Below are 26,758 nucleotides of genomic sequence, written 5' to 3'. Positions count from 1 at the left end.
GTAATTTTTAACTGGATAAACAAGGCTCGTATGTGTGTCGGTGGGATTATCTTATTCGGTAGAATAACTGAGTGTTCTTGCTTACCCAGAGTAAGTATTATGTCGTTTATTACGAAAATTGAGGAGCCGTTGTGGATTTAGCAACAATAATCGGAATTGTGGGAGCCTTTGGTTTTATTCTCGGCGCTATGGTGACCAGTGGCGGCTTGATGATTTTCGTTGATGTGCCCTCGATCCTGATTGTGTTCGGTGGGTCCTTCTTCGTGGTAATGATGAAGTTCACTCTTAAACAGTTTTTAAGCGCCGTTAAAATTGCTTTGAAAGCTTTTGTATTTAAGATTGATAAACCAGAAGACTTGATTGAACAGTCAGTGACTATGGCGGATGCTGCCCGTAAAGGGGGGTTTTTGGCATTAGAAGAAGCGCAAATTAGCAATACTTTTATGCAAAAGGCTGTCGATATGTTGGTCGATGGTCATGATGGTGAAGTAGTGCGTGCAGCTCTAGAGAAGGATATCGCTCTAACGGAAGAACGTCATCGGACGGGGATTGGCATATTTAGAGCCTTTGGCGATGTTGGCCCAGCGATGGGGATGATAGGTACACTCGTTGGTCTCGTGGCCATGTTATCAAATATGGCGGATCCTAAATCTATTGGTCCTTCGATGGCGGTTGCGTTGTTAACCACATTATACGGCGCTATGGTTGCTAACATGGTTTGTCTTCCTATCGCGGATAAGCTAACGCTTAGGATGGGGGAGGAAATGCTCAATCGTAACCTTATTATGGATGCGGTATTGGCGATTCAAGACGGACAAAACCCGCGGGTGATTGAAGGCTTTTTGAAAAATTATCTCGCTGAAAAAAATCGTAAAATCGATACAACGGACGGAGAGTAGCCCATGGCTAAGTGCAATTGTCCACCGCCCGGAGCACCGCTCTGGTTGGCAACATTTGCCGACTTGATGTCGCTGTTGATGTGTTTCTTCGTATTGTTATTGTCATTTTCTGAAATGGACGTGATGAAGTTTAAGCAGATCGCGGGCTCAATGAAGTATGCCTTTGGTGTGCAAAATAAGGTGGAAGTTAAAGACATCCCGAAAGGGACTTCTGTCATTGCCTTAGAATTTAGACCCGGTCGTCCCGATCCGACTCCGATTGAAATCATTAACCAGCAAACGAATGAAATGACTGAACCTGTATTGGATTTCCAAGCGGGTGAAGACGATAGTGCGGGCGGCGTGCAGCAGCAAAATGGTTCTCAGCGGGGTGGCGAAGCGAGTGCTACGGCGCAAGAAGTTGCCGATGCGGTTAAAGCGGAAGCGGCAGCGGCGCAAGAAAAGATCAATCAGCAAGTGAAGAAGATGGCGCAGGAGCTCAATAAAGAGATCACCGATGGAGCGATTGAAATTGAGTCATTAGGTCAGCAGATTATTATTCGTATACGTGAGAAGGGGTCATTTGCTTCTGGCTCAGGCTTCCTGCAGCCTCGATTTAAACCTGTGGTGCGCTCAGTCGGCGAATTGTTAAAAGATGTGCCAGGTGTCATCACAGTGTCAGGTTATACGGATGATATGCAAATAAGCGATGAGCTCTATAGTTCTAATTGGGATTTATCCAGCAAACGTGCCGTGGCAGTGGCCCATGAGTTAGTACAGGTCAGCGGCTTTGATTCTAATCGAATGAAAGTGGTTGGTATGGCGTCTAACAATCCGATTGTGCCTAACGATTCTCCGGAAAATCGTGCCCGTAACCGCAGGGTTGAAATTGCTATTGAGCAAGGTAAAGCGAAGGAGTCTGAAGAAATTCAGATCGGTAATTCGCCTTAATTGTTTAGATACTCTCCCAATCTAAAGCCGCAATAATCTTGCGGCTTTTTTATTGAGCTAATGTGGACTTTTCCCTTTTAGTTAACGTGTTATGCATCAAATCACTGTGGTTGATTTAAATCCATTTGGGCTTTACGTTAATCACATTGAGTGTGTAATCCCTAAGTTTCCTTAACCATCCCTCAACGACTTATTGTTAATGATTCATCTCAAATCACTTATTTTAAGCAGGGCAATTCACACCATTCGAATAGGCTTTAGTGACATTATTTCAGCCTAATTAGCTGCCGTGATTTAGTCATTAATACGCAATGAATACGCCATAAATGTGGCCTGTGTCGCTGTTGGCTATGTGCGCTGAAACTCGCCTTTTTAGGTTGCTTGGGTATATAATCCCCCGATTATTCTTTTAACCAATTTTGCTGTTTTAAAATTGCCCGCGGAAATCCCATGAAGTTTATTGTAAAGCTGTATCCAGAAATCATGATGAAGAGCAAGCCTGTACGCATGCGCTTCACCAAAATGCTCGAAACTAACATCCGTAATGTGCTTAAAAAAGTTGACGAAGATGCAAAAGTGCAGCGTCAATGGGACCGCATTATGGTGATGGTACCAAAGGATAAGCCTGAATTGGCACAAGCTTTCGGTGAGCGTCTGGCGTGTATTCCTGGCATTGCACACGTAGTGCAAGTGGATGAGTATAGCTTTGAATCTGTTGATGATATTTATCAGCAAGTCTTGCCTGTTTACCGTGACCAGCTCGCGGGTAAAACCTTCTGCGTGCGAGTAAAGCGTACTGGCGATCATGATTTTAATTCTATTGAAGTTGAGCGTTATGTCGGTGGTGGCTTAAACCAGTTTACCGATGCGCTGGGCGTACGTTTAAAGAATCCGGACATTACTGTTAATTTAGAGATTGAGCGCGATAACCTTTATATGGTGACTAAGCGTATTGAAGGTCTAGGCGGTTTTCCGATGGCAACACAGGAAGATGTATTGTCCTTGATTTCGGGTGGTTTTGACTCTGGCGTCTCTAGCTATCAATTTATCAAAAAAGGCGCTCGTACCCACTACTGCTTCTTCAATCTGGGCGGCGCACAGCACGAAATTGGTGTTAAACAAGTAGCTTACCATCTGTGGAAAACCTACGGTGAATCCCATAAAGTGAAGTTTATCTCCGTGCCTTTTGAGCCTGTGGTTGCTGAGATTTTAGAGCGTATCGATAACGGTCAAATGGGCGTTGTATTGAAACGCATGATGATGCGTACCGCGGCGCGTATCGCCGAGCGTATGGGCATTCAAGCCTTAGTTACCGGTGAAAGTTTAGGCCAAGTGTCTAGCCAGACCCTGACCAACTTAAACGTCATCGACCGTTGTACTGAGTTATTGATTCTACGTCCCTTAATCGCCATGGATAAGCAAGACATTATCAACGAGAGCCGTAAAATCGGCACCGAAGATTTTGCTAAATCAATGCCTGAATATTGCGGCGTAATTTCGCAAAAGCCGACGGTAAAAGCGGTATTAGCTAAGGTTGAAGCGGAAGAGAAAAAGTTCTCTGAGGATTTGATCGATCAGATCATCGCCCAATCTGTCACTATCGATATCAGGGAGATCGCAGAACAAATGGATACTCGGATTACTGAGACAGAAACGGTTGCCAGTATCGATACTAACCAAGTGGTCATTGATATTCGAGCCCCTGAAGAAGAGGAAAGCAAACCGCTGCAAATTGAAGGTATTGAGATAAAGCGTATCCCATTCTTCAAGTTAGCGACTCAGTTTGCCGATCTCGATAAGCAAAAGACTTATTTGCTCTATTGTGAGCGTGGGGTGATGAGTAAATTGCAGGCATTGTATTTAATCGAGCAAGGCTACACGAACGTGAAAGTGTATCGTCCATAAGTCGGGCGAAAACTTGCCCATTGCCGTATATCGTCAGTGGGATTGATTTGCTATTCAAGTACAAAAAAGCCGCATATTAATGCGGCTTTTTCTTTGGTCTTACTGATGGTGACCTGAATTTAAGTGTCGTTTAGGTTATTCGGCTTTAACGACTTGCTGATGAGATGTGACATCGTCAGTGGCAATCAACAGAGTGGCTTCTTGCAGCACTTCTTGGTGCATTTTATTCATTGCAGCGGTTAAATCTGCAGTGATATTGGCTTGCAAGTCGCTTGTGTCAATGACGATTTCGTCAACGAGTACATTTGCACTGGCATTAAAGCTGAGTGCTGAGACTAATATTAACGCAAATGCCGATTTTAAATTGAACATAGTCGCCTCCGGGCTGACAAAGTAACGCTGTCAGACATTCCCATCACCAACTTTGAGATTGTCTAACTTAGGTATTTCATAGCTATGGATGTTTCATCGCTATTGGTGTTTCGTTGATAAGCTGTTTCATTGGCGCAAAATTTAACCAAAAACGCTGGCCTTTACAAACGATTAAATGTAACAATACGGATTAGAAAAACTAATTAAAAAACGAGACTGAGATCACTATGTCGAGACGATTACCACCGCTTAATGCGGTTAAAGCTTTTGAGGCAGCCGCGCGGCATTTGAGCTTTACGCGGGCAGCGGAAGAATTGTTTGTTACACAGGCTGCGGTGAGCCATCAAATAAAAGCATTAGAAGATTTCCTCGGATTAAAATTATTTCGTCGAAAGAACCGTTCTTTGCTATTAACCGAAGAAGGGCAAAGCTATTTTCTCGACATCAAAGATATCTTTATTCAGCTTGCCGATGCCACCGACAGATTACTCGCCCGCAGTGCGATTGGTTCGCTGACGGTCAGTATGTCCCCCAGTTTTGCGATTCAATGGCTAGTGCCACGTTTGGCTAAATTCAGTGAGAAAAATCCCGATATCGATGTGCGAATTAAGGCCGTTGATACCGAAGCGAGTTCATTAACCGATGATGTGGATGTGGCTATTTATTATGGCTTAGGTAATTGGCCCGGGCTACGTGCAGATAAGCTCAGAAACGAAGTGCTTATTCCCGTGTGTTCGCCCATGTTGCTCAACGGTCCTAAACCACTCTCAAAACCGAGCGATTTAAAGTATCACACGCTATTACATGATATGAATCGTCACGATTGGCAGGCGTGGTTTAGGCAATGTGGCATTACCGATATTAATGTGAATCAAGGACCTATTTTCAGTCATTCGTCTTTGGTATTGCAGGCGGCGGCCCACGGTCAAGGGGTTGCTCTGGGTTACAGCGTGCTGGCACGCCCCGATATCAAAGCTGGGCGGCTTGTATGCCCATTCCAAGAAGTCTTGGTCAGTAAAGATGCTTATTACTTAGTTTGCCAGCAAAACCATGCTGAGCTGGGTAAAGTGGTGGCGTTTCGTGAATGGATGTTAGACATGTTTGCCGAGGAGTCTCGCAGTGAGTTGTTGCCCGGATAAGCCGAGTTATGTATTAGAAGGGGAGCCTGCGAGTACTTTGATTTTATTGGCCCACGGTGCGGGTGCTAACATGGATTCTGATTTTATGCAGGCCATGTCGGCGGGATTCGTTGCTCAGGGCTTCCGAGTGATGCGCTTTAATTTTCCTTATATGCAGGCGAATGCTGTCGATGGTAAACGGCGTCCACCGGACCGTGCGCCTAAATTGCTCGCGTGTTTTACACAGATGCTCGATATCGCCCACTCACAACCACAAGTTGAACGTGTGGTGTTAATGGGGAAATCCATGGGCGGTCGTATGGCGGCCCTATTAGCCTGCGATCCTGCATTAGCGGCGCGCATCGATAGGGTGATTTGTTTAGGTTATCCTTTTGTGCCACTCAAAGGCGGCGAGCCTAGATTGGAACCTTTGAATGAATGCCAAGTCCCAGTATTAGTCGTACAGGGTGAGCGGGATAAGTTTGGTGGCAAAGCGCAGATCCCAAGCTGGCCCTTGAAAGCTGAGATAGGATTGGCTTGGATAACCGACGGCGATCATAGTTTTGTCCCAAGAAAGTCGTCAGGCACCAGTGAAGCCGCTAACCTTGCACGTGCTATTGATTTATCAAGTGATTTTATTCGTGAGCTTGATGTTGAGCGAATAAATGTTGAATGAGTTAATCCCATTCCAGCAGGAGCGTTAAATGCGTAAAGGTTTATTGTTACTCGCCGCCGTGAGCGGATTCTTAGCCGTCGCCTTAGGGGCTTTTGGTGCCCATGGTTTAAAAGCGGTCGCGCCACCAAACTTAATTGAAGTCTTTAACTTAGGTGTGCAATATCATTTCTACCATACCTTTGCTCTCATCATGGTTGCCTTCTCGGGCCAATGGTTAACCTCGCGTTTACTCGACTGGTCGGCATATCTCTTTGTCGCAGGCATAGTACTATTTTCGGGCTCACTATATGGACTCGCCTTGTTTGGGACTAAGTGGTTGGGTCCTATTACGCCTATGGGTGGTGGTTGTTTTTTACTCGGTTGGTTATTATTTGCCGCCGCGGTATGGCGTCACAAAGTTATCGACGGTCATGAGTCTTAATCACTAATGCTTATGTGAGTTAACAGGCTTAGGGTGCACCTAAGCCTTTTTTATTTCTCTAATCGCAATTCAAGGTTCAGCAGTAGGCAAATAGGGCATTTGTGGATTGAAATTGGTATACTGGCGCCCAAATCGATAGTCAGCCAATGCTTTGGCTTGGATTTCTCAGGGATCCCCATGAAAAACCTATTTTTATTTTGCCGCGCAGGCTTTGAAAAAGAATGCGCTGCAGAAATCCAACAGCGAGCCGGTGAGCTCAATGTGGGTGGCTTTGTTAAGGCCAACAATAACGACGCTTATGTTGTATACCAATGTTTTGAAGACGATGCTGCCGATACGTTAGTCAAACAATTACCTTTGGATTCGCTCATTTTCGCCCGCCAGATGTTTGCTGCTAGCGACTTGTTAGTCGACTTGCCTGAAAATGACAGAATAAGCCCAATCGTTGCGGCGCTCAGTGACGTCAGCAAAGCGGGTGAAGTGCGGGTTGAAACACCTGACACTAACGAAGCGAAAGAGCTCTCGGCTTTTTGCCGTAAGTTCACTGTGCCTTTACGCCAGCATTTGAAAAAATCGGGTAGCTTGCTCGCGCAGGAAAATCCCAAACGTCCGATTATCCACGTGTGTTTTATTGGCCCCGGCCGTGCCTATGTGGGTTATTCCTATAGCAATAACAGTTCGCCACATTTTATGGGCATTCCACGCCTTAAAATGGCGGCGGATGCACCGAGTCGTTCTAGTCTGAAACTCGACGAAGCCTTTGGCCAATTCGTGCCTAAGGAAGAGCAAGAAGAGCGTATTCGCAGTGGCATGAACTCAGTGGATTTGGGCGCTTGCCCTGGTGGCTGGACTTATCAACTGGTGCGTCGCGGCATGTTTGTGTCGGCAGTTGATAATGGCCCTATGGATGAAAAACTGATGGAAACGGGCCAAGTGAAACATTACCGTGAAGACGGTTTCCGTTTCGAACCGCAACGTAAAAATATCTATTGGCTGGTGTGCGACATGGTTGAGAAACCTGCGCGTGTTGCCGAACTGATTGAAGCTTGGGCGATTAACGGTTGGTTTAAGGAAGCGATTTTTAACCTTAAATTACCGATGAAGAGCCGCTATAAAGAAGTGACAGCCATTCTTGAGACCATGCAGACGATTCTTAAAGAGAATGGTGTGACGGATTTTAAAGTGCAGTGTAAGCATCTTTATCACGACCGTGATGAAGTGACAGTGCATTTATGGCTACGTCCTAATACCGCGTGGAATTAATTGCTGCGCTAACCCTGCGGTGATCTTGTTGTCGCTAGAATGGTAATAGTCATGCGGGTTTAAAGCCACGCAGGTTTAAAAGCTAGATAACAAAAAGCCCCAAAGGAAACTTTGGGGCTTTTTTGTGTTTACTCATTTGAGTTTCAAGCGCTTGCTTCTTTTAAGCTTTTGCTTGAACAAGCGCGTTATAGGCTCGTCTTAAACGCGCTTAGCATTGAGATCACAGACGCTCAAGCACCGCTTGCGTGAAGTCAGTCGTGCCGTGAGTGCCGCCTAAATCGCGAGTCGTACGGTCGCCTTCTTCGATCACTGCAGATACCGCTTTACGGATTTGCTCAGCTTTGTCAGCCATACCTAAGTATTCCAGCATTTGGATAGACGCTAAAATTACTGAGGTTGGGTTTGCGAGGTTTTTGCCAGCGATATCAGGCGCACTACCGTGAACGGCTTCGAAAATTGCAGCATCACGGCCAATGTTTGCGCCAGGTGCCATACCTAAACCACCTACTAAACCGGCACACAGATCCGATAAAATGTCACCGAACAGGTTAGTCGTCACGATCACATCGAAGTTTTCTGGGTTCATCACTAACTTCATGCACGTTGCATCGACGATCATTTCTTCTGTCTTGATGTCTGGGTAACGTAGGCTCACTTCGCGGGCCACTTTCAGGAACAGGCCTGACGTTGACTTCATGATGTTAGCTTTGTGCACGATAGTGACTTTCTTACGGTTTTCTTTGCGAGCTAGTTCGTAGGCGAAAGTGGCGATTTGCTCAGCACCTTGGCGAGTGACGATACTGGTCGCTTCTGCCGTTAAACCATCTTCAGACACTTTTTGACCATGGCCAGAATACATGCCTTCGGTGTTTTCACGTACTGTGATGATATCGATATTTTCGTAACGGGCTTGGGTACCTTTGAAAGACAGTACTGGGCGTACGTTAGCATACAGACCGAATTTCTTACGCAAGGTTACGTTGATAGAAGTAAAGCCTTCACCAACGGGAGTCGTCAGCGGCCCTTTCAGCGTGATACGGTTTTTTTCGATGAGTTCTAAAGTGCGTGCTGGCAGTAACTCGCCTTGCTTTTCAAGTGCAGTCAGGCCGGCATCGGCAAATTCATATTCAAAATCACAGCCCGCTTTATCAAGAATTTTTAAGGCTGAATCAATAATACTTGGGCCAATTCCATCACCTGGAATTACGGTTATCGTTCTTTTTGACATGGAGAAGTCCTTCCACGGTTCGTCGTTACTGCAATTGTCTGCCCCAGTGCTAACTGGATAGCAGGACTATGAATTTGGTATTTTTTCTGCCTATTATTTTAACCATCTTTGGTCAAACTTCACAGGAAATAGTGAGCAATATCACGATTTTTTATGTGGTATAACTTGTAAAAATACTGGGTTCTCACCATGATGGAGAGCCAATGGTTAAAAAAGTCTACTTTAGTCTAACAAATATATAAAAGAGGAAGACATTGAAGTTAATCCCTATCACATCTCTGGTTTTGTTATCCCTTGGAATATTGCCAGCAGTGCAGGCTGAAACCAGCACTAAACCGCTCACCCTAACAGACATTATGCATTTTGAATCCCTTGAAAAGCCGGTTATTGCAGACAAGGGGCAAGTCATCGCGGTCGAGTCTGCGCCCGATCGCGGGGATAGTCACGTCATTGTGAAAAATGTCCTGTCGCAGCAAAGCTATCAAATCTCGGGGGGGTCAGCTCCCTTGGTGAACCATGATGGTCGTTATGTGGCTGTGGTGGTTAAACCGAGTTTGCTTACGCGTGAGACGAGTGATGCCAAGGCGAAGAAAAAACTTAAGTCCGACATGGTGTTGCTCGATACTCAAACTGGCACGCAAACTCGCTTCGAGCGTGTGAAGGAATTTGTGTTCAGTGATGACGGTAAGCATCTGGCGATTTGGTTTGAGGCTGATGAAGAGTCCAAAAAAGAGGCTGAGCCTAAAACGACCGAAAAACTCGCTGAAGCAGGCACACAAAGCCCTGCGAATATTGATAAGCCAAAGGTCGATAAGTTTGACCAAGGTCGACGTTTTACGTTGCTCAGTTTAGAAGACCAAACAAAGCGAATTGATGTCGAGCAGGTTACTGACTATGTTTTTGATAAGGCAAGCCGTAGACTCGCGCTGGCAGTGAACGATATCACCAATAAGCAACATCAATTGCAGTTAGTCGATTTAAACACTCACAAAAAAACCGTTGCCTTTGATTCGCTTAGCCAACAGATTGGTGCGTTAGCGCTGGCTAAAAATGGTCGTTGGCTTGCATTTACGCAGGGCAAAGACAGCGAGTTACCTTATGGCCGCAGCTATCAGTTATCGCTGGTCGATTTGCAGTCTGGCAAAATCAGTACCCCCCCTGAGTCACCCGAGTGGAAACTTAATCGCTACACAAGTTTAAGCTTCTCATTGGATAGCGAACGGCTGTTCTTTGGCCGCGTACCTGAGGTGAGTCAGCTGCTCAGTTTGCAGAAGATCACCGAAGAAAAAGACCTGTTCGATACAAATATTGTCACCGGACAGCGTGGGCTTAAGGTGTGGCATGGGGATGATCCTCGTATTAAGCCTAATGAAATCAAGCAATATGAGGATGAGCAAAAACGCACTTACCTTGCGGTATTGCATTTAGGCTCAAATAACGTGGTGCAGCTTGGCGATAAAACTGTTCCAGATGTGACGATTTCACAACATAAACGTTTTATGTTGGCCAGTTCAGATTTGCCCTATCGCAAGATGGCAACTTGGGCAGGGTTCTACCAAGATTATTATCTGGTCGATATTAATACTGGCAGTAAAGTGCCATTTTTGACACAACAGCCGAGTGATGCCGAGCCTACGCTGTCGGGAAATGGCAAGTATGTGGCTTATTATCAGCAAGGTAATGTGTATCTCTATGATATTGCTCAGGATCGTCGTACTAATCTCACAAAATCCCTAAAGGTCAGTTTTGCCGATGAAGACCACGATTATCCATCCAGCGCTCCAGGATATGGTTTTGGTCCTTGGCTTAAAAATGATGCGGGTTTCTTGGTTTACGACAAATACGATGTTTGGCAGTTTAATACCGAATCTAAGGCGGGTTTTGCCTTAACCGCAGGTAAAGGGCGCACTCAGAAAATTCAATATCGGCTTGAGGGCTTAGTCGATAATCCCGATGAGCCGACAGAGCTTGCCTATAACGCTACGGTTTTACTCCACGGTTATAGTGATAAAACCAAGGCCGATGGTTTTTATCAAGCCACCTTGGGTGAAGCAGGCGTGAAGACGTTGATGCAAGGTGAGTATAAGCTGACAGTATTGGGACGCAGTAAAGACGCCGATACTATCGTGTTTTCTAAGGAACGTTTTGACTTATTCCCTGACTTGTATACGGCCAGCTATAGCGCACCGCAAAATGCAGTTAAGCAAACCGATTTAGATAAGCAGCGTCAAGCCTTTAACTGGAGCCAATCCGAGTTAGTTCACTGGACAAATGGCGATGGTAAACCGTTAGATGGCGTGCTGATCAAGCCGACGAATTATCAAGCGGGTAAGCGCTATCCTGTACTGGTTTATTACTATCGCTTTATGACGGATAGACTGCATGCCTTCCCGCAGATGAACATTAACCACAGACCTAACTTTGCTTGGTACATCAATAATGGCTATGCGGTGTTCCTACCGGACATTCGCTTTGAAATTGGTTACCCAGGGGCGAGTTCAGTACAAGCGCTCACGTCTGGCGTGCAAAAGCTGATTGAGATAGGCATTGCTGATCCCGATGCTATTGGTTTGCAAGGTCATTCTTGGAGTGGCTATCAAACGGCGTTTGCCATTACTCAAACTAAGATGTTTAAGGCGGCGGTTGCAGGTGCTCCAGTATCGAACATGACCAGTGCCTATAGCGGTATTCGCCACGGCACAGGTATTGCGCGTCAGTTCCAATATGAAACCGGACAGAGTCGTATTGGCGCAAGTTTGTTTGCCGCGCCGCAAAAGTATATTGAAAACTCGCCAGTATTTTATGCTGACCGTATTCAAACGCCTTTGATGATCATGTTTGGTGATAAGGACGATGCAGTGCCTTGGGAACAAGGTGTTGAAATGTACTTAGCCATGCGCCGTGCGGGTAAAGAGGTGGTGTTCTTACAATACGAGGATGAGCCGCATCACTTGAAAAAGTACCCGAACAAGCTCGATTACAGCATTCGCATGATGCAATATTTCGACCATTATCTGAAGGGAAAACCCGCGCCAGAATGGCTCAGCAAAGGTGAAGCCTATGTCGAGTATAAGGCCGATGATGAATAGGCAATTGGTTTAGTTGTTTTACAACTGAGTCAATTCGTTGATTGTCAAAATAAAAACGCCACCGATTCGGTGGCGTTTTTATTTAACTGTCAGTCGTATTTATTTACTGGTTAATGTCTCTTGGGCAGAGCTGAGGGCTGTGTCAGTATCTGCATCTGCATCGAGATATTGCTTATAGGTATCTTGGCCCCAAGCAATCAATTGATCATTTTCAAAAATAAGTGGGGTACATTCCTCTTTCGTGGTTACACCGTCTGATTTTTCATGGTGAGTGCGATAAAAGAGCACCTGTAGCTTGGTTTCTTTTACGGCTTTGGCCTCTGAAAAGTCAGCTTTACCTAGTAACTGTTTTACTGAAACGATATTTTGCCCTAGCGCTAACTCGTTCATTTTTTGGCTGTTATAGGACTGTCGGTCCTCCCAACTCATGTCATCTGGCGTAGGTTCATAAACGAGTACCACCACAGCGACAAAGGCGACGTAGGCGGCGAAAATGCTACCGATGATTACCGAAACTTTTGATTTCATTTACAGTTATTCCTTTACCTCATTAAATGAGTCACGTTATTACGTCCATAAAATACGCTTTTGTTGTTCTAAGGTAAATGCGTTAATTGCAACTTTATATTAACAGATGTTTAGGCTGGATTGATTGGGTTTTCAGGCAGGCAGTTATTATCAGGCAAGGAGTTCATCACGCGAAAATCTTTTAAATTAATATTGAGTGGCAGGTCTGTTTGTAACTGTGCGAGCTTATAGCTGAGTCTTGCCATCTCCTTACCTTCGGCAAGTTTTTTGGCTTGTTTAGCGCCTAAGTTAGATAGCGATGAAAACAAGGTTGGTAAGCTTCTAAAGGTTTTCAATAATTCGGCGGCTGATTTAGGGCCTATGCCCGCAATACCAGGAATTTTATTACCGCTGTCGCCCGCTAATGCCATCAAGTCGAGAAATTGACTGCGTTCGACACCGAGTTTTTGTTCCAATGCAGCGATATCTAAGTACTGCTGATTAAAGTGATCCCACTGGCTGATTTGGCGATGATTAAGCTGACTAAAACCTTTGTCGGTGGACACTATAATGGCTTCACCCTGCGCTTTGGCGGTTTTTATCGCTAGAGTGGCAATCACATCATCAGCTTCAGCCGCCGCATAAATAGAGCTAATGTTCATCATGGTTAAGTGATCTTGCAGCGCAGCAAGGCCTTTTGCCAGCGGCTCCGGCATAGGTTTACGGCCTTTCTTATAATCGGGGTAAAGCTGTTTACGCCATGAGACTTCATCCCCATCCCACACGATAGCTACATGGGTTGGGCGATGCACACGCAGCAGTTTAGTGCACGCCAAACTGACGCGCTCTGTGAGGCTTTGCATATCGGATTCATCGGGGATCGCCGCATAGATGCGGCGAACCAAGTTGAGACCATCGATGATTAAAAACTTGTTCATGGGGTGTTGTTGCTTCGCTCTCTATTTCACTATTTGATAGCAAGGAATATAGGCGCTTCCTGGAAGCTTCATTCTTTGTTGCTGTACAAATGCACTTAAGAGTTTATCCATCATATCCATGAGCTTAGGATCGCCTTTTAATTGGAAGGGTCCATCACGCTCTATGTGCTTGATTGTTTCCGACTTGACGTTACCCGCCACTATACCTGAAAACGCTTTACGGAGGTTGGCGGCAAGTTCGGCTTTATTGGTTTGGAAGTGTAGATCTAAGTTTGCCATTACTTCGTGGCTTGGGATAAAAGGTAACTGAAACTCAGACTCAATCTTCAGTGCCCACTGATATTGGTAAGCATCACCCGTTGAGCGGCGATAGGCTTTTACTTGCTCCATTCCTTGCTTCATGATGCGTGCCACTTCAGTGGGATTATCAATGATAATTTGGTACTTTTTCTGAGCTTCGGGTCCTAAGGTTGAGGCAATAAACTCATCAATCTTAATGAAGTAATCTGCGCTCTCCGTTGGGCCTGTGAGTATCAGGGGGAAAGGCGTTTGTTGGTTTTCTTCGTTAAGTAAAATACCCAATATATAGAGCAATTCTTCAGCCGTGCCAGCACCGCCAGGGAAGATAATAATGCCGTGGCCTAAGCGCACGAAAGCTTCGAGGCGCTTTTCAATATCGGGTAAGATCACCAGTTCATTGACTATTTGATTCGGTGGCTCGGCGGCAATAATACTTGGTTCAGTTAAACCAATATATCGTGCATTTTTAATCCGTTGTTTGGCATGACCTATCGCCGCACCTTTCATCGGACCTTCCATCGCACCAGGACCACAGCCTGTACAAATATCTAATTCCCTCAGGCCAAGTTGATAACCTACCTCACGTGTGTACTGGTATTCGATGGCATTAATACTGTGTCCGCCCCAACAGACGACTACATTAGGGTCTTTCATCGGTGCTATTGCCCGCGCATTACGCAGAATATCAAACACCACATTGGTGATATGGTGGGCATTGGTCAGATTAATGTGTTTTAGTGAGTCATATCTATCACTGATATAAAGGATATCGCGTAAGACTGAGAACAGATGCTCTTGAATTCCCGTGATAATTTGACCATCGACAAAGGCTTGTTCGGGGGGATTGATCAGTTCTAATTTTACACCACGCTCCCGTTGTAGAACGTTGATGTCGAAATCATGGTATTGCTCGAATAGGGCTTTAGAGTTGTCGGTTTTTAAACCCGCGGCAAGCACTGCTAAGGAGCAGTTGCGGTACAGTTGGTATAGGGCACTTTTGGCACTATTTTTGAGTCGATCAACTTCAAGTTGCGAAAGCTGATCCATGCTGCCTTTTGGGCTGACTTTTACTATCATTTACCACTCCTTCGTCATGACAGGAGTGATTAGAGGAGGCGTATAGTGGGGCTTAATTATACGTCAATCACAACCCTGTCTCTGCTTTCGTGTTTCGCTTTGTAGAGTGCTGCATCGGCGCGTTCAAAGGTCTCATGTATGAGTTCACTTCCCATAACTTGTGCAGCCCCTATAGATACTGTAACTGTAATTCTCTGATTTTTAAATTTAAATGGAATATTTTTTACTTTCTCGCGCACTCTGTTTAAAAGTTGAGCGATATCAGCAGGTGCCACATCAGGTAATAGCAGTACAAATTCTTCACCACCATAGCGGGCTACAAATTCTGTATCTCGCAGTGAGTTTTTCAATGCCATTGCTATAACTTGCAAGGTTTTATCACCTGTGCTGTGACCAAAACTGTCGTTGATGGTTTTGAAGTGATCGATATCTGCAACGGCAACCCACAACGAGGACTTATGCCGTTGATAGTTACGGTATTCTAGCTCCATGCGCTCTTCTAATGCAGCACGGTTAGGCAATTGAGTTAAGCTGTCGAGTAAGTTGAGTTTTTGTTGTTCAAACAAACGCTCTTTGTAGGTGTTAGCCTCACTACTTAACTCATTAAGCTCTTTGCGCATTGTCTCCATCGACTTGCGCAGCAGAGCTTGCTCTCTTTGCTCTAGGGCTTCTTTACGGGCTAATGCCGAGCGGATAGAGTTAAGTTGCTCTGTTAGTTGAGCTTTAAGGTCAACGACGTCTTCCACATCGATAATGATTTCACCTGCATTATCGACGCGGGTGTTAATCTCACGATTCAGCTGGGTTTTTAATTGGAAGCTACGTTGATTGTGATTGTAAGACTCGCTCACCACCTCACGTACTGCGGCTAAGGCATCATTGAGTGCAAACAAAAACTCTTGGGATGCCGATTTCTCGCGGGCGATGTTATCAAGCAATAACGCTAAAATGGTTTGGTAGGCTTCGAGCAAGCTATCAACTTCAATCTCAGAAGAGAGTACTTCTTTGATCACTAATACTTGGTCACGTTGATCTTTACGGAACTCGATTTCCGAAATCATCTGCGCCAGCTCATGGGCTAGCTGCCTGTGTTTTGGTAAGACATCAAGTTTTTCAGATTCGCTAAATTGTAGCTGTAATATGGTTTCGTAGAAGCCAATGATTTGCTTAACTTTAGGTATATATTCCCAAACAGTATGAAAAGGTTTAGCCAGATCTTGCTTGAAGTAATTGACTTCTTTTTTGAGTTTTTCAGGTGCAGAGTTAACACGTTGGATCTGACGGATCACCTGTGACAAACCAGTACGACTCTCTTCGAGTTGTACCATCACATGGTGATATTGGCCTTTTAGCAGGCGCTCGACATCAACTAATTCTGGCAATGCCTCATCGACTCGCTCAAACGTATTTAAGTTATGGCGAAGTTTGGCGAGTTTATTATCCAGCTCAAGATTTTGCCCTTTACAGGCGAGGCTTAAGTGACCAATAAATTGGAGTAATGTCTGTAACTTTGCATTTCTATCTTCATTAACTTCATCAAGGGCAAGTTTGGCCGAATGGAGTTTCTGTTGCAGCAAGGCAAGTTGTGAAACTGTAGCGCTTGAATCCTTCATCCTGAGTATTGTCCTAACTCTGCAAGGCTAAAAAACATGACAATCCTATGTCCAGATTAGCTGTTAACTCATATGATACTAATGTTATAACACTGGGCGTAGAGTGCAAATGCGATTTACCTGTGACTCTGTGATTAATTACCGATATTGATCAAATATTTTCCAGTAATTGCCTATCTTGGTTATTTTCCCAGCAAGGCCAGCGAACATCCTCTTTATTGCCGTTGGTCTCTAATCTGATTAATCCACGCTCAATGCCTTTTTCAAGGTGCAAAAATAACGGGTTTGCAAATAAACTCAAAGGAACAAAGTCGAGGGCTCTGAGAGCGACATAATAGTCGTTATTGCCATCTAAACTACGGGCACAGGCAAGCGCCATCTGCACTGTTTCAAATTTTAATTTCGCGGCCATTTTAATTTCTGATTTTGCTAAAAGTGGCAAATGTGCAAAGCCAAGACGGAAAAGATGTGTGATTTGCTGTTGATCGAGTTTCAGGCGTACTTGGCTGAGTATTTGTGTCGGCTCAATAGGTTGCGTGAAACGAACCGCAAATACCCCTTGGCGTACCACATAAACAGATGCTGCGAGTGCATCCGTTAGATGATTGGCAATTTGCGCTGTGACTGCATCACTAAAATATTGGCCATAGTCCAGATCCGCCGTAAGTTGGGTGGGGAAGGCGATAATCGCGAGTGCCGTTGTGGATTCCTGACTTTGATTATGGCTTAAGTGCGCTAATAATGCGGCATATCCTAAATTGTGAGTGAAGGGCTCCTGTAGCGTTAATTGAGTTAATGCCGCGTTTTTAGCTGTTATTTTGCGGCGATTTTGTAGCATGAAAATAATCACTAGCAGCAAGAGTCCGGCAATAAGGCTGCAAATGAGCAGTAGCGTGTGAGTGTTGTTGCTTTCTTTCACTGTCTCAACGAGCTTCCCCTGTAGCATGTTGAGCTCAAGTTTAAGTTGTTGCTCTGCAAGGGCAGAGGCCGACACTGGGGAGTCTTTATCTGTCTCAGCTGGCTTTTTACCTAGCTCAATGATACGAGCTTGTGCATCGATGGTTTTTGCTAATTCACCTAATTTTTGCGCCGCCGAGGCGATAAGGGTGAGTGCGGATTTTTGTTCATCGACCAGTTTTAAATCGACCGCGAGTGCTAATGCGATATCGGCATGGGTCATCATCAGCGGCCAATCTTGGTTGGTTTGGGCGATTTCACCAATTAAGAGTTCGTTATAAACTTGATAGTGATGGCTTTGTTTTTCTTTGAATATTTGATTGGCCATCAGTAAATATTTTAGGGCGTTAACATTGTCTTTAATATTTGAGTAGGCTTGTCCTAAATTATGGAAATTAAGCCCCTGTGCGATGTAGTTACCGCGTTTTGCATCTAATTGCTGGGCATTTAGGTAGTAATCAATCGCTTTATGCCAATCCCCTTGTTCGCCATAGACCATAGCGATCACTGTCATACAACTTGAAAGATAAGTGTCATTGCCCATTTTTTTAAATCCAGCCGCGGCTTCATGAGCGTTTTTAAGCGCTTCATCCCACTGCTTTAAGTCACGGTATACCTTAGAAAGTTGTAATTGCAGATTGGTCTTCATTGAAGGGTAATTAGAACGATTAGAGATCCGAATCGCTTCACTATAATGCTGTAATGATTTTGTAAGCTGCTGATTAAAATTGTAATAAAAGCCAAGCCTCGCTTCAGCCGCCGCGATTAAGTAATCGTTTCTGAGTTTATAGGCAATGTCGCGGTATGTGTGGAAGTGCATCAGTGCTGGCACTTCCTGGCGGATCAATAAATGTAAGCCACCTAGATGTTCATGAATATTGTGTTTAAGAATTAATGCTTCGATGTCATAGCTGTCGTTGATGCGGGTGAGCGCTTCATTATAAAGACCAATCGCTTCTTGATATTTCTGTTCCGTACGGCCAAGGTAACGGCCATTTAACATGGCGACCATGGCAAGTTCGTAGGGCGATTGCGCCGCAGTCGATAGGAGTTCAATCAAGCTTTTTGCGTTTTGAAAATCGACCTTGGTTTTAACGTTTGGCTCCATATTGAGGCGGGCCAGTAAATACAAAATCTGTTCAAATTCGAGTGGATTGTAGCCTTGCTCTTGGGCTGCGCGCTTAAATTGGTCACGGTTTTGAAAAGCGAGGGGAAAGGAAATCGTTTTGTTGAGCGCATCATACATCTGCTGCGGTGATTCTCTTAACTCAACCTCATCTGCTTCGAGATCTCGGCTTTGGACTGTAAAAGGCAGTGACAGCAACAGAGTAAATAAAATAACCGTGAGTTTTTGCATTTGAACTGTGATTCCTCATTCCTTTAGTCAAGGAACTTATTTTGTTAGCTTTTGTTAGCGCCTAATGAGGATGCTACATCGACTTGTTATACTTGGAAAAATCATAAGAAGCATAATAACAGAAGGAAGCAAGAGTGAAACCCAACAGACTATCAATCTTGATATTGAGCGCATTATTTTCGGGTCAAGTATTGGCCGATGTGAAATACCAAATCGACCTTATTAAACCCGAACACCATATTGCCCAAGTGAGTGTCACTTTTCCTGAAGTGAAGACGAACGATTTTACGGTGAATCTCCCTGTGTGGCGGACGGGCAAATATCAAGTATTGCCTTTGGCCGATGGTGTGCGCTTATTTAGTGCTAAAGATAGTCAAGGTCATGAACTGCAATGGAAACGCACCGCGAGCGGTGAATGGCAAGTGGCGCTCACGCAGCCAACCCGTGTTACCGTCAGTTATCAATTGTATGCTAATGAATTAGGCCAAAGGGTGCGCTATATTGACGCGAGCCATGCCTATTTAGATGCTAGCGGTGTGTTCATGTACAGTCCGCAATTTCGCTCTGAACCAATATCCGTAGAATTAAAAGTACCTAAAAATTGGCAAAGTTACTCTGGGATGTCATCGGGTAAGGCCGCTCATTCCTTTATTGCCCCTAATTATGATGTGTTGATCGACTCCCCGATTGAAACTGGTGTGAGTACCCATAAACAATTTAGTGCTAATGGTAAAAACTATGAATTGGTGTTTTGGGGGGAAGGTAACTATGACACGGACAAAATAGTAAAAGATCTTAAAGCCTTAAGCGGTCAAGCTAAGGTGATTTGGGATGATTATCCTTTTGATCGTTACGTTTATATGGTGCATGCAACGAGTGGTGCCAGTGGCGCGACAGAACATTTAAATTCTACTGTCATTCAGCTGCCGCGCTTTAGTTTCCGTGAACGCAAGGACTACCTGCGCTTTATTAGCACGGCATCCCATGAGTTTATCCATACCTGGAACGTGAAGGCTTATCGCCCCGAGGGATTAGTTCCCTATGATTATCAACATGAAAACATGACGGAATTACTGTGGATGGCTGAAGGTTCTACCAGTTATTTTCAAGATCAGTTGCTGTTGCGGGCTGAAGTGATAACAGTTAAAGAGTTCCTCGAAGATTTAGCCAAGCGCGTCGAGAAAAACCAACTCAATCCGGGTCGTGAAACTCAATCTGTGGCAGAGGCGAGTGCAGGGGAGTGGAGCAGTATCGGTGGCGATTATGCCATTAACCACAGTGTAAATATTTACTCAGAGGGTTACTTAACCTCTTTAGCCTTAGATTTTTCATTACTGCAAGACTCCGAACTTAAGTATTCATATCGCGATGTGCACCGTCGTTTATATCAAGAACATCGCGTACCAAAAGGCTATGGTGTTAGTGATGTTCAGTACATTCTTAAAGACTTATCCGGCAAAGATTATGCACCTTGGTGGCAAGCCAATGTGAATAGTCCCATGAGTTTAGATTTCCCCGAATTATTATCACAGGCAGGGTTAAATCTGTCCTATGGTAAAGATTCAAAAGCTGAGGCATTTGCGGGAATGACCTTGAGCAGTAGCCATGGCTCTTTAGTGTTAGACCAAGTGTTGCGTAATGGTCCTGCTTGGCAAGCGGGCATAGTTGCGGGGGATGAAGTATTAGCGATTAATGCTCTCAAGGTGACTGCTGCGGGTTTCTATAAGCGCATCAAAGACTTTAAGGTTGGCGATAGTGTAGAGGTGACATTATTTAGCAACGATAAAATCAAGCAAGTACAGCTCACCCTTGGCGAGCAACAAAGCGGTAAGCTAGTGCTCAAGGGGGATGCAAAAGCGACTAAACAGCAAAAAGCTTTCTTCAAGACTTGGTTAGGCATTGATTGGCCGTTTGACAATAAAGGCGAGTTAGCGACTAAAGCTTAATGTGGTTAGGGCTTCATATTTAGCATCTAAATGCCTTTGTCTTAAAGCCACCTAAAGTAAAATCGTCATAAAAAAGGCGCAACCATTATTTTGATGGGGGCGCCTTTTCTTATCTTGTACGGCTCAGTCTAACAAGCGAGTTGCAGATCTCGTCTGCTTAACGAGTTTTGCTTAAACTTGTGCGTCTTCGAGTCCACCAAGGGCGGCCACGAGTGCATGCATCAAGGCGACTAACTCGCTGCCCATTAGGGCAAAGTCTGCATCTAAACGAGCCATAGGATCGTCAGTGCCGACTTCATCGTTCCCTGCTCTAAATTCTTCAGAGAATTTAAGGCGCTTCACGCTGGCATCTGATTGCAATAATAGTGCAATCGATTGGCCGAAATGCAGCGCTAACTTGTGTACTTGCTTACCTGTTGCTAAGTGAGCTAACACTTCGTCTTCTTTCAAATCCTGCTGCTTAAAGCGCACAATTCCGCCTTCATCAGCTTCAGATTTGAGCTCGGCTTCGTCTTGCATTTCAAAGGGTAATGGCGCGCTGCCAAGTTTTAACCATTCAGTTAAATTGGATTCGACTGGCGCTTTAAAGCTCAGTGGGATCACAGGTAAACTGCCGAGAGCTTTACGTAATAACGCTAATAATTCTTCGGCCTTAGTGGCACTTGAACTATCAACGAGGATCATTTCTAGCTCAGGCAAAATCAAGGCGTGGGTTTGGCTTCGGCGCGAAAAAGCGCGTGGCAGTAGGCTAGTGATGATTTCATCTTTTAGCGCATCTTTTTCTTTTTTCGCCAGTTTACGATTTTCTTCATCTTCAATGAGAGCCACTTTTTCTTCTAAGGCTTCTTTGATGACTTGGCCTGGCAGAATTTTCTCTTCTTTAGTCACGCAGATCAGATGGCGATTGTCAGCGCTATGGACCAAAGAACTGCCTTTTTTGCCTAACGCATTTGAGAAACCAAATTTACTGACATCTTGGCTTGAGCAGGGGGAGAAAGTGAAATCGGCCAACGCAGTTTCTAGCGCTTCGGTTTCGACGGCAAAAGGTTTATTGAAACGATAAAGAGTAAGATTTTTAAACCACATAAGAGGCGCCCATTGAAAATTAAAGTGGCAGTTTACGGCATAGTTTGGGCGGGGTAAACCTGTGTTCAATAGCTGATTTTTAACGGAGGATCAGAATTCATTAAACTGTAACATAATAATTAGCTTAGCTGCAGCCCGCATTTTTACTGGGTTTTATGCCTGGCTTCGCGTCAGCTTTTTTGCACGCCAACGTTAATGGTCACAATTGAAATAAAATTGAAACACATTCATTGCAAACTTTCGGTCGTTCCAAACCAATAACCAAGACGAACATAACGTCGAAAGGATTAAATGATGAACGTTTTTTGTAAAACTCTACTTGCTTCTGCGCTAGCTTCTGCAACTCTGGCTTCAGCTAATGCCGCTGAGCCACTGACTGTTTATGGTAAGTTGAATGTCACTGCTCAATCAAATGATGAGAAAGGTGATGCTACAACAACTATTCAAAGTAATGCTTCTCGTTTTGGTGTGAAGGGTGATTTTGCGCTGTCTAGCTCGCTGGAAGCTTTCTACACAGTGGAATATCAAGTTGATACAGGTGCAGCATCAAGCGATAACTTTACTGCACGTAACCAATTTGTTGGTTTGAAAGGCGCATTTGGTTCGTTCTCTGTGGGTCGTAATGATACCTTGTTGAAAATTTCTCAAGGTGATGTTGATCAGTTTAACGACCTTTCAGGTGACTTAGGTAAGCTGTTCAAGGGTGAAGTTCGCGCTGCTCAAACGGCGACTTACCTTACGCCTTCCTTTGGTGATTTTGTATTTGGTGTTACCTATGTTGCCGAAGGAAATGATGTAAAAGGTCAATTTGCTCAAGATGGTTTTAGCTTAGCGGCCATGTATGGTGATGCGAAACTGAAGAAAACACCCGTTTATGCATCTCTTGCCTATGACTCAGATGTGTCTGGATATGAGATTGTTCGTGCCAGCTTACAAGCTAAGTTAGCCGGTATTAAACTGGGTGGTATGTACCAGCAACAAGAGCAAACCTATAAATTTGATTCTGCAACGTCGATGCCAGTTGAAGTCACTGCAGAAAGTGCTAACGGCTATCTATTAAGCGCTGCCTATGATATCGATGCTGTTACTTTAAAAGCTCAGTTCCAAGATATGGAAGAACTTGGTGATTCATGGTCGGTAGGTGCAGACTACAGCTTAGGTAAGCCAACTAAACTATTCGCTTTCTACACGAACCGTTCGTTAGAAGCGTCTACAGATGATGACAAATACATTGGTGTTGGCTTAGAACACAAATTCTAAATCCAGCATTAAAACTCAATTAAGGAGGCATATAGCCTCCTTTTTTATTGCTATAAACAAACAGTTATATAAACTTATTATGACAAATATTACTACTATATGGCTCAAGCGGCGTGCTTATTCATAAATCTGTAATAAAAATGACTAATAATAGCCGTGTTGACATTCACTGACAGAAAATCACTTATGACTGCAAGGATATTGATAGTAGAAGACGAGTTGGCCATCCGCGAGATGCTGACTTTTGTAATGGAACAGCATGGGTTTACCACCTCTGCGGCGGAAGATTTTGATTCGGCCATTGCGCTGCTAAAGGAGCCTTACCCCGATCTGATTTTATTGGATTGGATGTTTCCTGGCGGAAGTGGTATTCAATTGGCTAAACGCTTAAAGCAAGATGAGTTTACGCGCCAAATTCCGATCATTATGTTAACCGCCCGCGGTGAAGAGGAAGATAAAGTCAAAGGCCTCGAAGTTGGCGCCGATGATTACATCACTAAACCTTTTTCCCCTAAAGAGCTGGTCGCACGTATTAAAGCCGTATTGCGTCGTAGTGCACCGACTCGTTTAGAAGAAACCATTGATGTACAGGGCTTAATGCTCGATCCTGTGAGTCACAGGGTGAGTGTGGGTGAAACTGTATTAGATATGGGCCCAACCGAATTTCGTTTATTACACTTTTTCATGACCCATCCTGAGCGTGTTTACAGCCGTGAACAGCTGCTCGATAATGTGTGGGGCACCAATGTGTATGTTGAAGACAGAACCGTTGACGTGCATATCAGACGCCTTCGTAAAGCCGTTGAAGAGTCTGGTCATGATCGCTTGATCCAAACGGTTCGTGGCGCTGGTTATCGTTTCTCTACACGCATTTAGTGCTGAATAACTGTTAGGCACAAGTTAGCTTTTACGCTATCTTGTGCTCCTCTTATTTAGCCTGATGTTTGGGTTTATTTATGTCTGACTCTTATTCAGGGTATCGGTTGTTTACGCGCTTAGGTTTATATCTACTGCTTTGCGCGCTAATAGGTTTATTGGTAGGGAAACTTCTCTGGATACTCTTTATCGGCACGCTAGGGTTAGTTTGCTGGCATTACCGACAATTATCACGGCTTAACTTTTGGTTATGGCGGGATAGGAAACTCACGCCGCCGCAGGGCAGTGGGAGCTGGGAAGGTGTATTTAACGGTATTTATCGCCTTCAAGGGAAGAATCGTCGACGTGTCGGTCAACTGGCCGCACTGCTGGCACGATTTCGTCAAGGTGCTGAGGCGTTACCCGATGCCGCTGTCGTGCTTGATTCAGAGCATAATATTTTATGGTGCAACAAGTTAGCGCAACTCATTCTCGGTTTTGTGTGGCCACAGGATAATGGTCAACGAATCGATAATTTAATCCGTCATCCTGATTTTTCTGCTTACATTAAATCCGCACAATACAAAGAGCCGCTGGAGTTACCTTCGCCGGTATCGGATAGGCGTTTGCTTGAAATCCGTATCATGGCTTACGGTGACAGGCAGTTACTGTTAATTGCGCGGGATATCACTCGTATACGTCAGCTTGAGGGAATGCGAAAAGAGTTTGTCGCCAATGTGTCGCATGAATTAAAAACGCCGCTCACTGTGCTACAGGGTTACCTCGAAATGATGCAAAGCATGGCTGAGCCTGATTCGATGAACGTCAAGCCGTTAGCATTGATGCAGCAGCAGACACGACGAATGCAATCTATGGTCGAACAGCTATTGATGTTATCGCGAATTGAAGATGCGGCGGATATTAACCTCGAAAACACTGTGAATATGACGCAGTTGATGGAGGTGCTCAAGGAGGAAGCTAAGGCGCTGGCACAAGATAAGTATGAATTGAGTTTCTATTGTGAGCCTGGACTTGATTCTCACGGCAATGAATTGCAGCTGAGAAGTGCCTGTTCTAACTTGATTTCTAATGCGATTCGTTACACAGAACCTGGCGGGAAAATTACAGTGCAGTGGTGCAGTGTGGCTACGGGTGCCATCTTTAGCGTAACGGATACGGGTGAAGGTATTGCGGCTCAGCATATTGGTCGATTAACGGAACGCTTTTATCGGGTAGACAGTGCGCGCTCAAGGCAAACCGGTGGTAGTGGTTTAGGTTTAGCGATAGTAAAACATGCGCTTAACCACCATCACAGTAAGCTTAAAATCAGCAGTGAAGTCGGTAAAGGCAGTACTTTTAGCTTTATTATCCCTTTGCATCTTATCGAACGTAAGAAATAGTATGTGTGAGTGAAATATTTACAATAAATAATAAAAACAGGCCATTAGGGCCTGTTTTTATTTCTAGATTTATTGAGTCTTTAATAAATGACAGAAAAAAGCGATAAATAGTGCATTGTCATTTAAGTGTCATATCACGGACATAGAATTGTCATTGTAGCGATTGATACTGGCTGCGTCTGAAGAAACTTAAGTTACAAATTAGTTAGCTTACTACTGGAGCACATAATGAAACTGAAAAAGCTTGTCGGCGCGATTACTCTAACAGCCGCTGGTGTATTCTCTGCCACTGCGATGGCATCGATTGATCCATCTCTGCCTACTTATGAAAAAGCGAGCGGTGTATCTGGCAACTTATCATCTGTAGGGTCAGATACCTTAGCCAACATGATGACACTTTGGGCAGAAGAATTTAAACAAATGTACCCTAACGTCAACATTCAGATCCAAGCGGCGGGTTCTTCTACTGCGCCACCAGCGTTGACTGAAGGCACTTCACAGTTCGGTCCTATGAGCCGTAAGATGAAGCCTAATGAAGTTGAAGCGTTCGAAAAGCATTTTGGTTATAAGCCAACTGCGATTCGTGTAGCTATCGATGCTTTAGCCGTATTCGTACACAAAGATAACCCAATCAAAGGCTTAAACGTTGAGCAAGTTGATGGTATTTTTTCTTCTACTCACAAATGCGGTAGCAGTGACATCCAACGTTGGGGCGATTTAGGCTTAGACGGTAACTGGTCTGCCAAAGACGTTCAACTTTACGGTCGTAACTCAGTATCGGGCACTTACGGTTACTTTAAAGAGCACGCGCTTTGTAAAGGTGACTTTAAAGCTAACGTAAACGAGCAACCTGGTTCAGCTTCTGTTGTGCAATCTGTTTCTCAATCTCTGAATGCGATTGGCTACTCAGGTATCGGTTACAAAACTGCAGGTGTTAAAGCTGTTGCCATCGCTAAGAAAGGTAATGAGTTTATCGAAGCTACAGCTGAAAACGCTGCTAATGGTACTTACCCACTATCACGTTACTTATACGTTTACGTGAACAAGCAACCAAACAAAGACTTAGCACCAATGGAAAAAGAATTCCTGCGTTATGTGTTGTCTAAGCAAGGTCAGCAAGTGGTAGAAAAAGACGGTTATGTACCTGTGCCTAATAGCGTAGTTGCTAAAGATTTAGAGCAAGTAGGTATTCGCTTCTAAGCCAAACGGCTTGTTAATCAAGGACCTCTCAGGAGGTCCTTTTTGTTTTTGTGGTTTTAAATGTGTGATGATGTCGAATTTAGAACAAATTAAAGACATAAAAAAAGCAACCTAAGTAGGTTGCTGTAAATTCCAATTCGGAATCTTGGGACGGTCGCGCTAGAAACCATCTAAAGGAGAATGATGATGAACGAAGAAACTCATTACAAAGATTCGGTTCATAATATCTGACTCAGCATCATCAAATTAGTTCAGGGAAAGTGCGAAATATTTTAAATAATTTTGTATTTTGTTTTTATAAAAAGAGGCTGACTCGATTTTTGCCAAGTTTGCACGTCTCAATTTTAGCTGCTTCTACTGT

21 protein-coding genes are annotated in these 26,758 nt (G+C 44.4%); 13 read left to right on the top strand and 8 right to left on the bottom strand.

Features of this window, described 5'->3' with window-relative positions; genetic code table 11:
• Positions 1 to 131: 131 nt before the first annotated feature.
• From pomA to thiI, 3 genes are all read left to right on the top strand, one after another.
• On the top strand, positions 132 to 899 hold the full coding sequence (pomA, locus tag L5L94_RS00890) for a flagellar motor protein PomA (protein ID WP_173497062.1): 768 nt from the start codon (positions 132 to 134) through the stop codon (positions 897 to 899).
• 3 nt (positions 900 to 902) lie between these two features.
• A complete protein-coding gene (locus L5L94_RS00885) occupies positions 903 to 1,829 on the top strand; it encodes a flagellar motor protein MotB (RefSeq protein ID WP_113941028.1) in 927 nt (308 codons plus the stop codon).
• 450 nt (positions 1,830 to 2,279) lie between these two features.
• Positions 2,280 to 3,734, top strand: a complete 1,455-nt coding sequence (gene thiI / locus L5L94_RS00880) for a tRNA uracil 4-sulfurtransferase ThiI (protein ID WP_028760687.1) — start codon at positions 2,280 to 2,282, stop codon at positions 3,732 to 3,734.
• A 135-nt stretch (positions 3,735 to 3,869) separates the two neighbouring features.
• Here the strand turns inward: thiI and L5L94_RS00875 are convergent, their stop codons facing one another.
• A complete protein-coding gene (locus tag L5L94_RS00875; RefSeq protein ID WP_198572079.1) occupies positions 3,870 to 4,106 on the bottom strand; it encodes a hypothetical protein in 237 nt (78 codons plus the stop codon).
• A 227-nt stretch (positions 4,107 to 4,333) separates the two neighbouring features.
• Here L5L94_RS00875 and L5L94_RS00870 point away from each other — a divergent pair, with 227 nt between their 5' ends.
• From L5L94_RS00870 to rlmM, 4 genes are all read left to right on the top strand, one after another.
• Positions 4,334 to 5,245, top strand: coding sequence for a transcriptional regulator GcvA (locus tag L5L94_RS00870; RefSeq protein WP_105249769.1), 912 nt, complete (start codon positions 4,334 to 4,336; stop codon positions 5,243 to 5,245).
• Positions 5,226 to 5,900 carry an alpha/beta family hydrolase gene (locus L5L94_RS00865; RefSeq protein WP_263160745.1) on the top strand — a complete coding sequence of 225 codons (675 nt, stop codon included), beginning with the start codon at positions 5,226 to 5,228 and terminating at the stop codon, positions 5,898 to 5,900. The genes L5L94_RS00870 and L5L94_RS00865 overlap by 20 nt, the downstream gene beginning before the upstream one ends.
• Before the next feature lie 28 nt (positions 5,901 to 5,928).
• Positions 5,929 to 6,321 carry a DUF423 domain-containing protein gene (locus L5L94_RS00860; RefSeq protein ID WP_011918954.1) on the top strand — a complete coding sequence of 131 codons (393 nt, stop codon included), beginning with the start codon at positions 5,929 to 5,931 and terminating at the stop codon, positions 6,319 to 6,321.
• Between the two features lie 177 nt (positions 6,322 to 6,498).
• Entirely contained in the window at positions 6,499 to 7,584 is a 1,086-nt protein-coding gene (gene rlmM, locus L5L94_RS00855) for a 23S rRNA (cytidine(2498)-2'-O)-methyltransferase RlmM (protein ID WP_011846285.1), read from the top strand.
• A 220-nt stretch (positions 7,585 to 7,804) separates the two neighbouring features.
• Here rlmM and L5L94_RS00850 read toward each other — a convergent pair whose 3' ends face one another.
• A complete protein-coding gene (locus tag L5L94_RS00850; RefSeq protein ID WP_113941031.1) occupies positions 7,805 to 8,812 on the bottom strand; it encodes an isocitrate dehydrogenase in 1,008 nt (335 codons plus the stop codon).
• A gap of 254 nt (positions 8,813 to 9,066) precedes the next feature.
• Here L5L94_RS00850 and L5L94_RS00845 point away from each other — a divergent pair, with 254 nt between their 5' ends.
• A complete protein-coding gene (locus tag L5L94_RS00845; protein ID WP_263160743.1) occupies positions 9,067 to 11,901 on the top strand; it encodes a prolyl oligopeptidase family serine peptidase in 2,835 nt (944 codons plus the stop codon).
• A 99-nt stretch (positions 11,902 to 12,000) separates the two neighbouring features.
• Here L5L94_RS00845 and L5L94_RS00840 read toward each other — a convergent pair whose 3' ends face one another.
• From L5L94_RS00840 to L5L94_RS00820, 5 genes are all read right to left on the bottom strand, one after another.
• On the bottom strand, positions 12,001 to 12,429 hold the full coding sequence (locus L5L94_RS00840; RefSeq protein ID WP_263160741.1) for a DUF3192 domain-containing protein: 429 nt from the start codon (positions 12,427 to 12,429) through the stop codon (positions 12,001 to 12,003).
• A gap of 110 nt (positions 12,430 to 12,539) precedes the next feature.
• Complete coding sequence (gene xni / locus L5L94_RS00835) at positions 12,540 to 13,346, bottom strand: flap endonuclease Xni (RefSeq protein WP_263160739.1); 807 nt, start codon at positions 13,344 to 13,346, stop codon at positions 12,540 to 12,542.
• A 21-nt stretch (positions 13,347 to 13,367) separates the two neighbouring features.
• A complete protein-coding gene (gene ppnN / locus L5L94_RS00830) occupies positions 13,368 to 14,723 on the bottom strand; it encodes a nucleotide 5'-monophosphate nucleosidase PpnN (RefSeq protein WP_028760679.1) in 1,356 nt (451 codons plus the stop codon).
• A gap of 56 nt (positions 14,724 to 14,779) precedes the next feature.
• Entirely contained in the window at positions 14,780 to 16,336 is a 1,557-nt protein-coding gene (locus tag L5L94_RS00825; protein WP_263160737.1) for a sensor domain-containing diguanylate cyclase, read from the bottom strand.
• A 151-nt stretch (positions 16,337 to 16,487) separates the two neighbouring features.
• Positions 16,488 to 18,650 carry a tetratricopeptide repeat protein gene (locus L5L94_RS00820; protein ID WP_263160736.1) on the bottom strand — a complete coding sequence of 721 codons (2,163 nt, stop codon included), beginning with the start codon at positions 18,648 to 18,650 and terminating at the stop codon, positions 16,488 to 16,490.
• Positions 18,651 to 18,784: 134 nt separating this feature from the next.
• On the opposite strand from L5L94_RS00820, the gene L5L94_RS00815 reads away from it, so the two are divergent.
• Positions 18,785 to 20,596, top strand: a complete 1,812-nt coding sequence (locus L5L94_RS00815) for a M61 family metallopeptidase (RefSeq protein WP_263160735.1) — start codon at positions 18,785 to 18,787, stop codon at positions 20,594 to 20,596.
• 171 nt (positions 20,597 to 20,767) lie between these two features.
• On the opposite strand, the gene rdgC is transcribed toward L5L94_RS00815, so the two are convergent.
• Entirely contained in the window at positions 20,768 to 21,682 is a 915-nt protein-coding gene (gene rdgC, locus L5L94_RS00810; RefSeq protein WP_113941038.1) for a recombination-associated protein RdgC, read from the bottom strand.
• A 291-nt stretch (positions 21,683 to 21,973) separates the two neighbouring features.
• Between rdgC and L5L94_RS00805 the strand changes: the two genes are divergently transcribed.
• The 4 genes from L5L94_RS00805 (at position 21,974) to L5L94_RS00790 (ending at position 26,397) form a co-directional block, all read left to right on the top strand.
• A complete protein-coding gene (locus L5L94_RS00805) occupies positions 21,974 to 22,942 on the top strand; it encodes a porin (protein WP_168823290.1) in 969 nt (322 codons plus the stop codon).
• 186 nt (positions 22,943 to 23,128) lie between these two features.
• Complete coding sequence (phoB, locus tag L5L94_RS00800) at positions 23,129 to 23,818, top strand: phosphate regulon transcriptional regulator PhoB (RefSeq protein ID WP_006085167.1); 690 nt, start codon at positions 23,129 to 23,131, stop codon at positions 23,816 to 23,818.
• 80 nt (positions 23,819 to 23,898) lie between these two features.
• A complete protein-coding gene (gene phoR / locus L5L94_RS00795) occupies positions 23,899 to 25,197 on the top strand; it encodes a phosphate regulon sensor histidine kinase PhoR (protein WP_105249762.1) in 1,299 nt (432 codons plus the stop codon).
• Positions 25,198 to 25,425: 228 nt separating this feature from the next.
• Positions 25,426 to 26,397 carry a PstS family phosphate ABC transporter substrate-binding protein gene (locus L5L94_RS00790; RefSeq protein WP_263160733.1) on the top strand — a complete coding sequence of 324 codons (972 nt, stop codon included), beginning with the start codon at positions 25,426 to 25,428 and terminating at the stop codon, positions 26,395 to 26,397.
• Positions 26,398 to 26,758: the final 361 nt, after the last annotated feature.

The organism is Shewanella sp. SM21, from assembly GCF_025654335.1.
GTDB lineage: Bacteria > Pseudomonadota > Gammaproteobacteria > Enterobacterales > Shewanellaceae > Shewanella > Shewanella oncorhynchi.
Note: the sequence above shows the minus strand (reverse complement) of the source record. Positions and strands in the feature narration are given on the sequence as shown.

Bases quoted from the DNA above. Each gene is read 5' to 3' on its own strand.
- rlmM (WP_011846285.1), top strand. From the start codon at position 6,499: ATGAAAAACCTATTTTTATTTTGCCGCGCAGGCTTTGAAAAAGAATGC.
- L5L94_RS00885 (WP_113941028.1), top strand. From the start codon at position 903: ATGGCTAAGTGCAATTGTCCACCGCCCGGAGCACCGCTCTGGTTGGCA.
- phoB (WP_006085167.1), top strand. From the start codon at position 23,129: ATGACTGCAAGGATATTGATAGTAGAAGACGAGTTGGCCATCCGCGAG.
- phoR (WP_105249762.1), top strand. From the start codon at position 23,899: ATGTCTGACTCTTATTCAGGGTATCGGTTGTTTACGCGCTTAGGTTTA.
- rdgC (WP_113941038.1), bottom strand. From the start codon at position 21,682: ATGTGGTTTAAAAATCTTACTCTTTATCGTTTCAATAAACCTTTTGCC.
- L5L94_RS00850 (WP_113941031.1), bottom strand. From the start codon at position 8,812: ATGTCAAAAAGAACGATAACCGTAATTCCAGGTGATGGAATTGGCCCA.
- ppnN (WP_028760679.1), bottom strand. From the start codon at position 14,723: ATGATAGTAAAAGTCAGCCCAAAAGGCAGCATGGATCAGCTTTCGCAA.
- L5L94_RS00875 (WP_198572079.1), bottom strand. From the start codon at position 4,106: ATGTTCAATTTAAAATCGGCATTTGCGTTAATATTAGTCTCAGCACTC.
- L5L94_RS00820 (WP_263160736.1), bottom strand. From the start codon at position 18,650: ATGCAAAAACTCACGGTTATTTTATTTACTCTGTTGCTGTCACTGCCT.
- L5L94_RS00870 (WP_105249769.1), top strand. From the start codon at position 4,334: ATGTCGAGACGATTACCACCGCTTAATGCGGTTAAAGCTTTTGAGGCA.
- xni (WP_263160739.1), bottom strand. From the start codon at position 13,346: ATGAACAAGTTTTTAATCATCGATGGTCTCAACTTGGTTCGCCGCATC.
- L5L94_RS00805 (WP_168823290.1), top strand. From the start codon at position 21,974: ATGATGAACGTTTTTTGTAAAACTCTACTTGCTTCTGCGCTAGCTTCT.
- thiI (WP_028760687.1), top strand. From the start codon at position 2,280: ATGAAGTTTATTGTAAAGCTGTATCCAGAAATCATGATGAAGAGCAAG.
- L5L94_RS00840 (WP_263160741.1), bottom strand. From the start codon at position 12,429: ATGAAATCAAAAGTTTCGGTAATCATCGGTAGCATTTTCGCCGCCTAC.
- L5L94_RS00790 (WP_263160733.1), top strand. From the start codon at position 25,426: ATGAAACTGAAAAAGCTTGTCGGCGCGATTACTCTAACAGCCGCTGGT.
- L5L94_RS00825 (WP_263160737.1), bottom strand. From the start codon at position 16,336: ATGAAGGATTCAAGCGCTACAGTTTCACAACTTGCCTTGCTGCAACAG.
- L5L94_RS00860 (WP_011918954.1), top strand. From the start codon at position 5,929: ATGCGTAAAGGTTTATTGTTACTCGCCGCCGTGAGCGGATTCTTAGCC.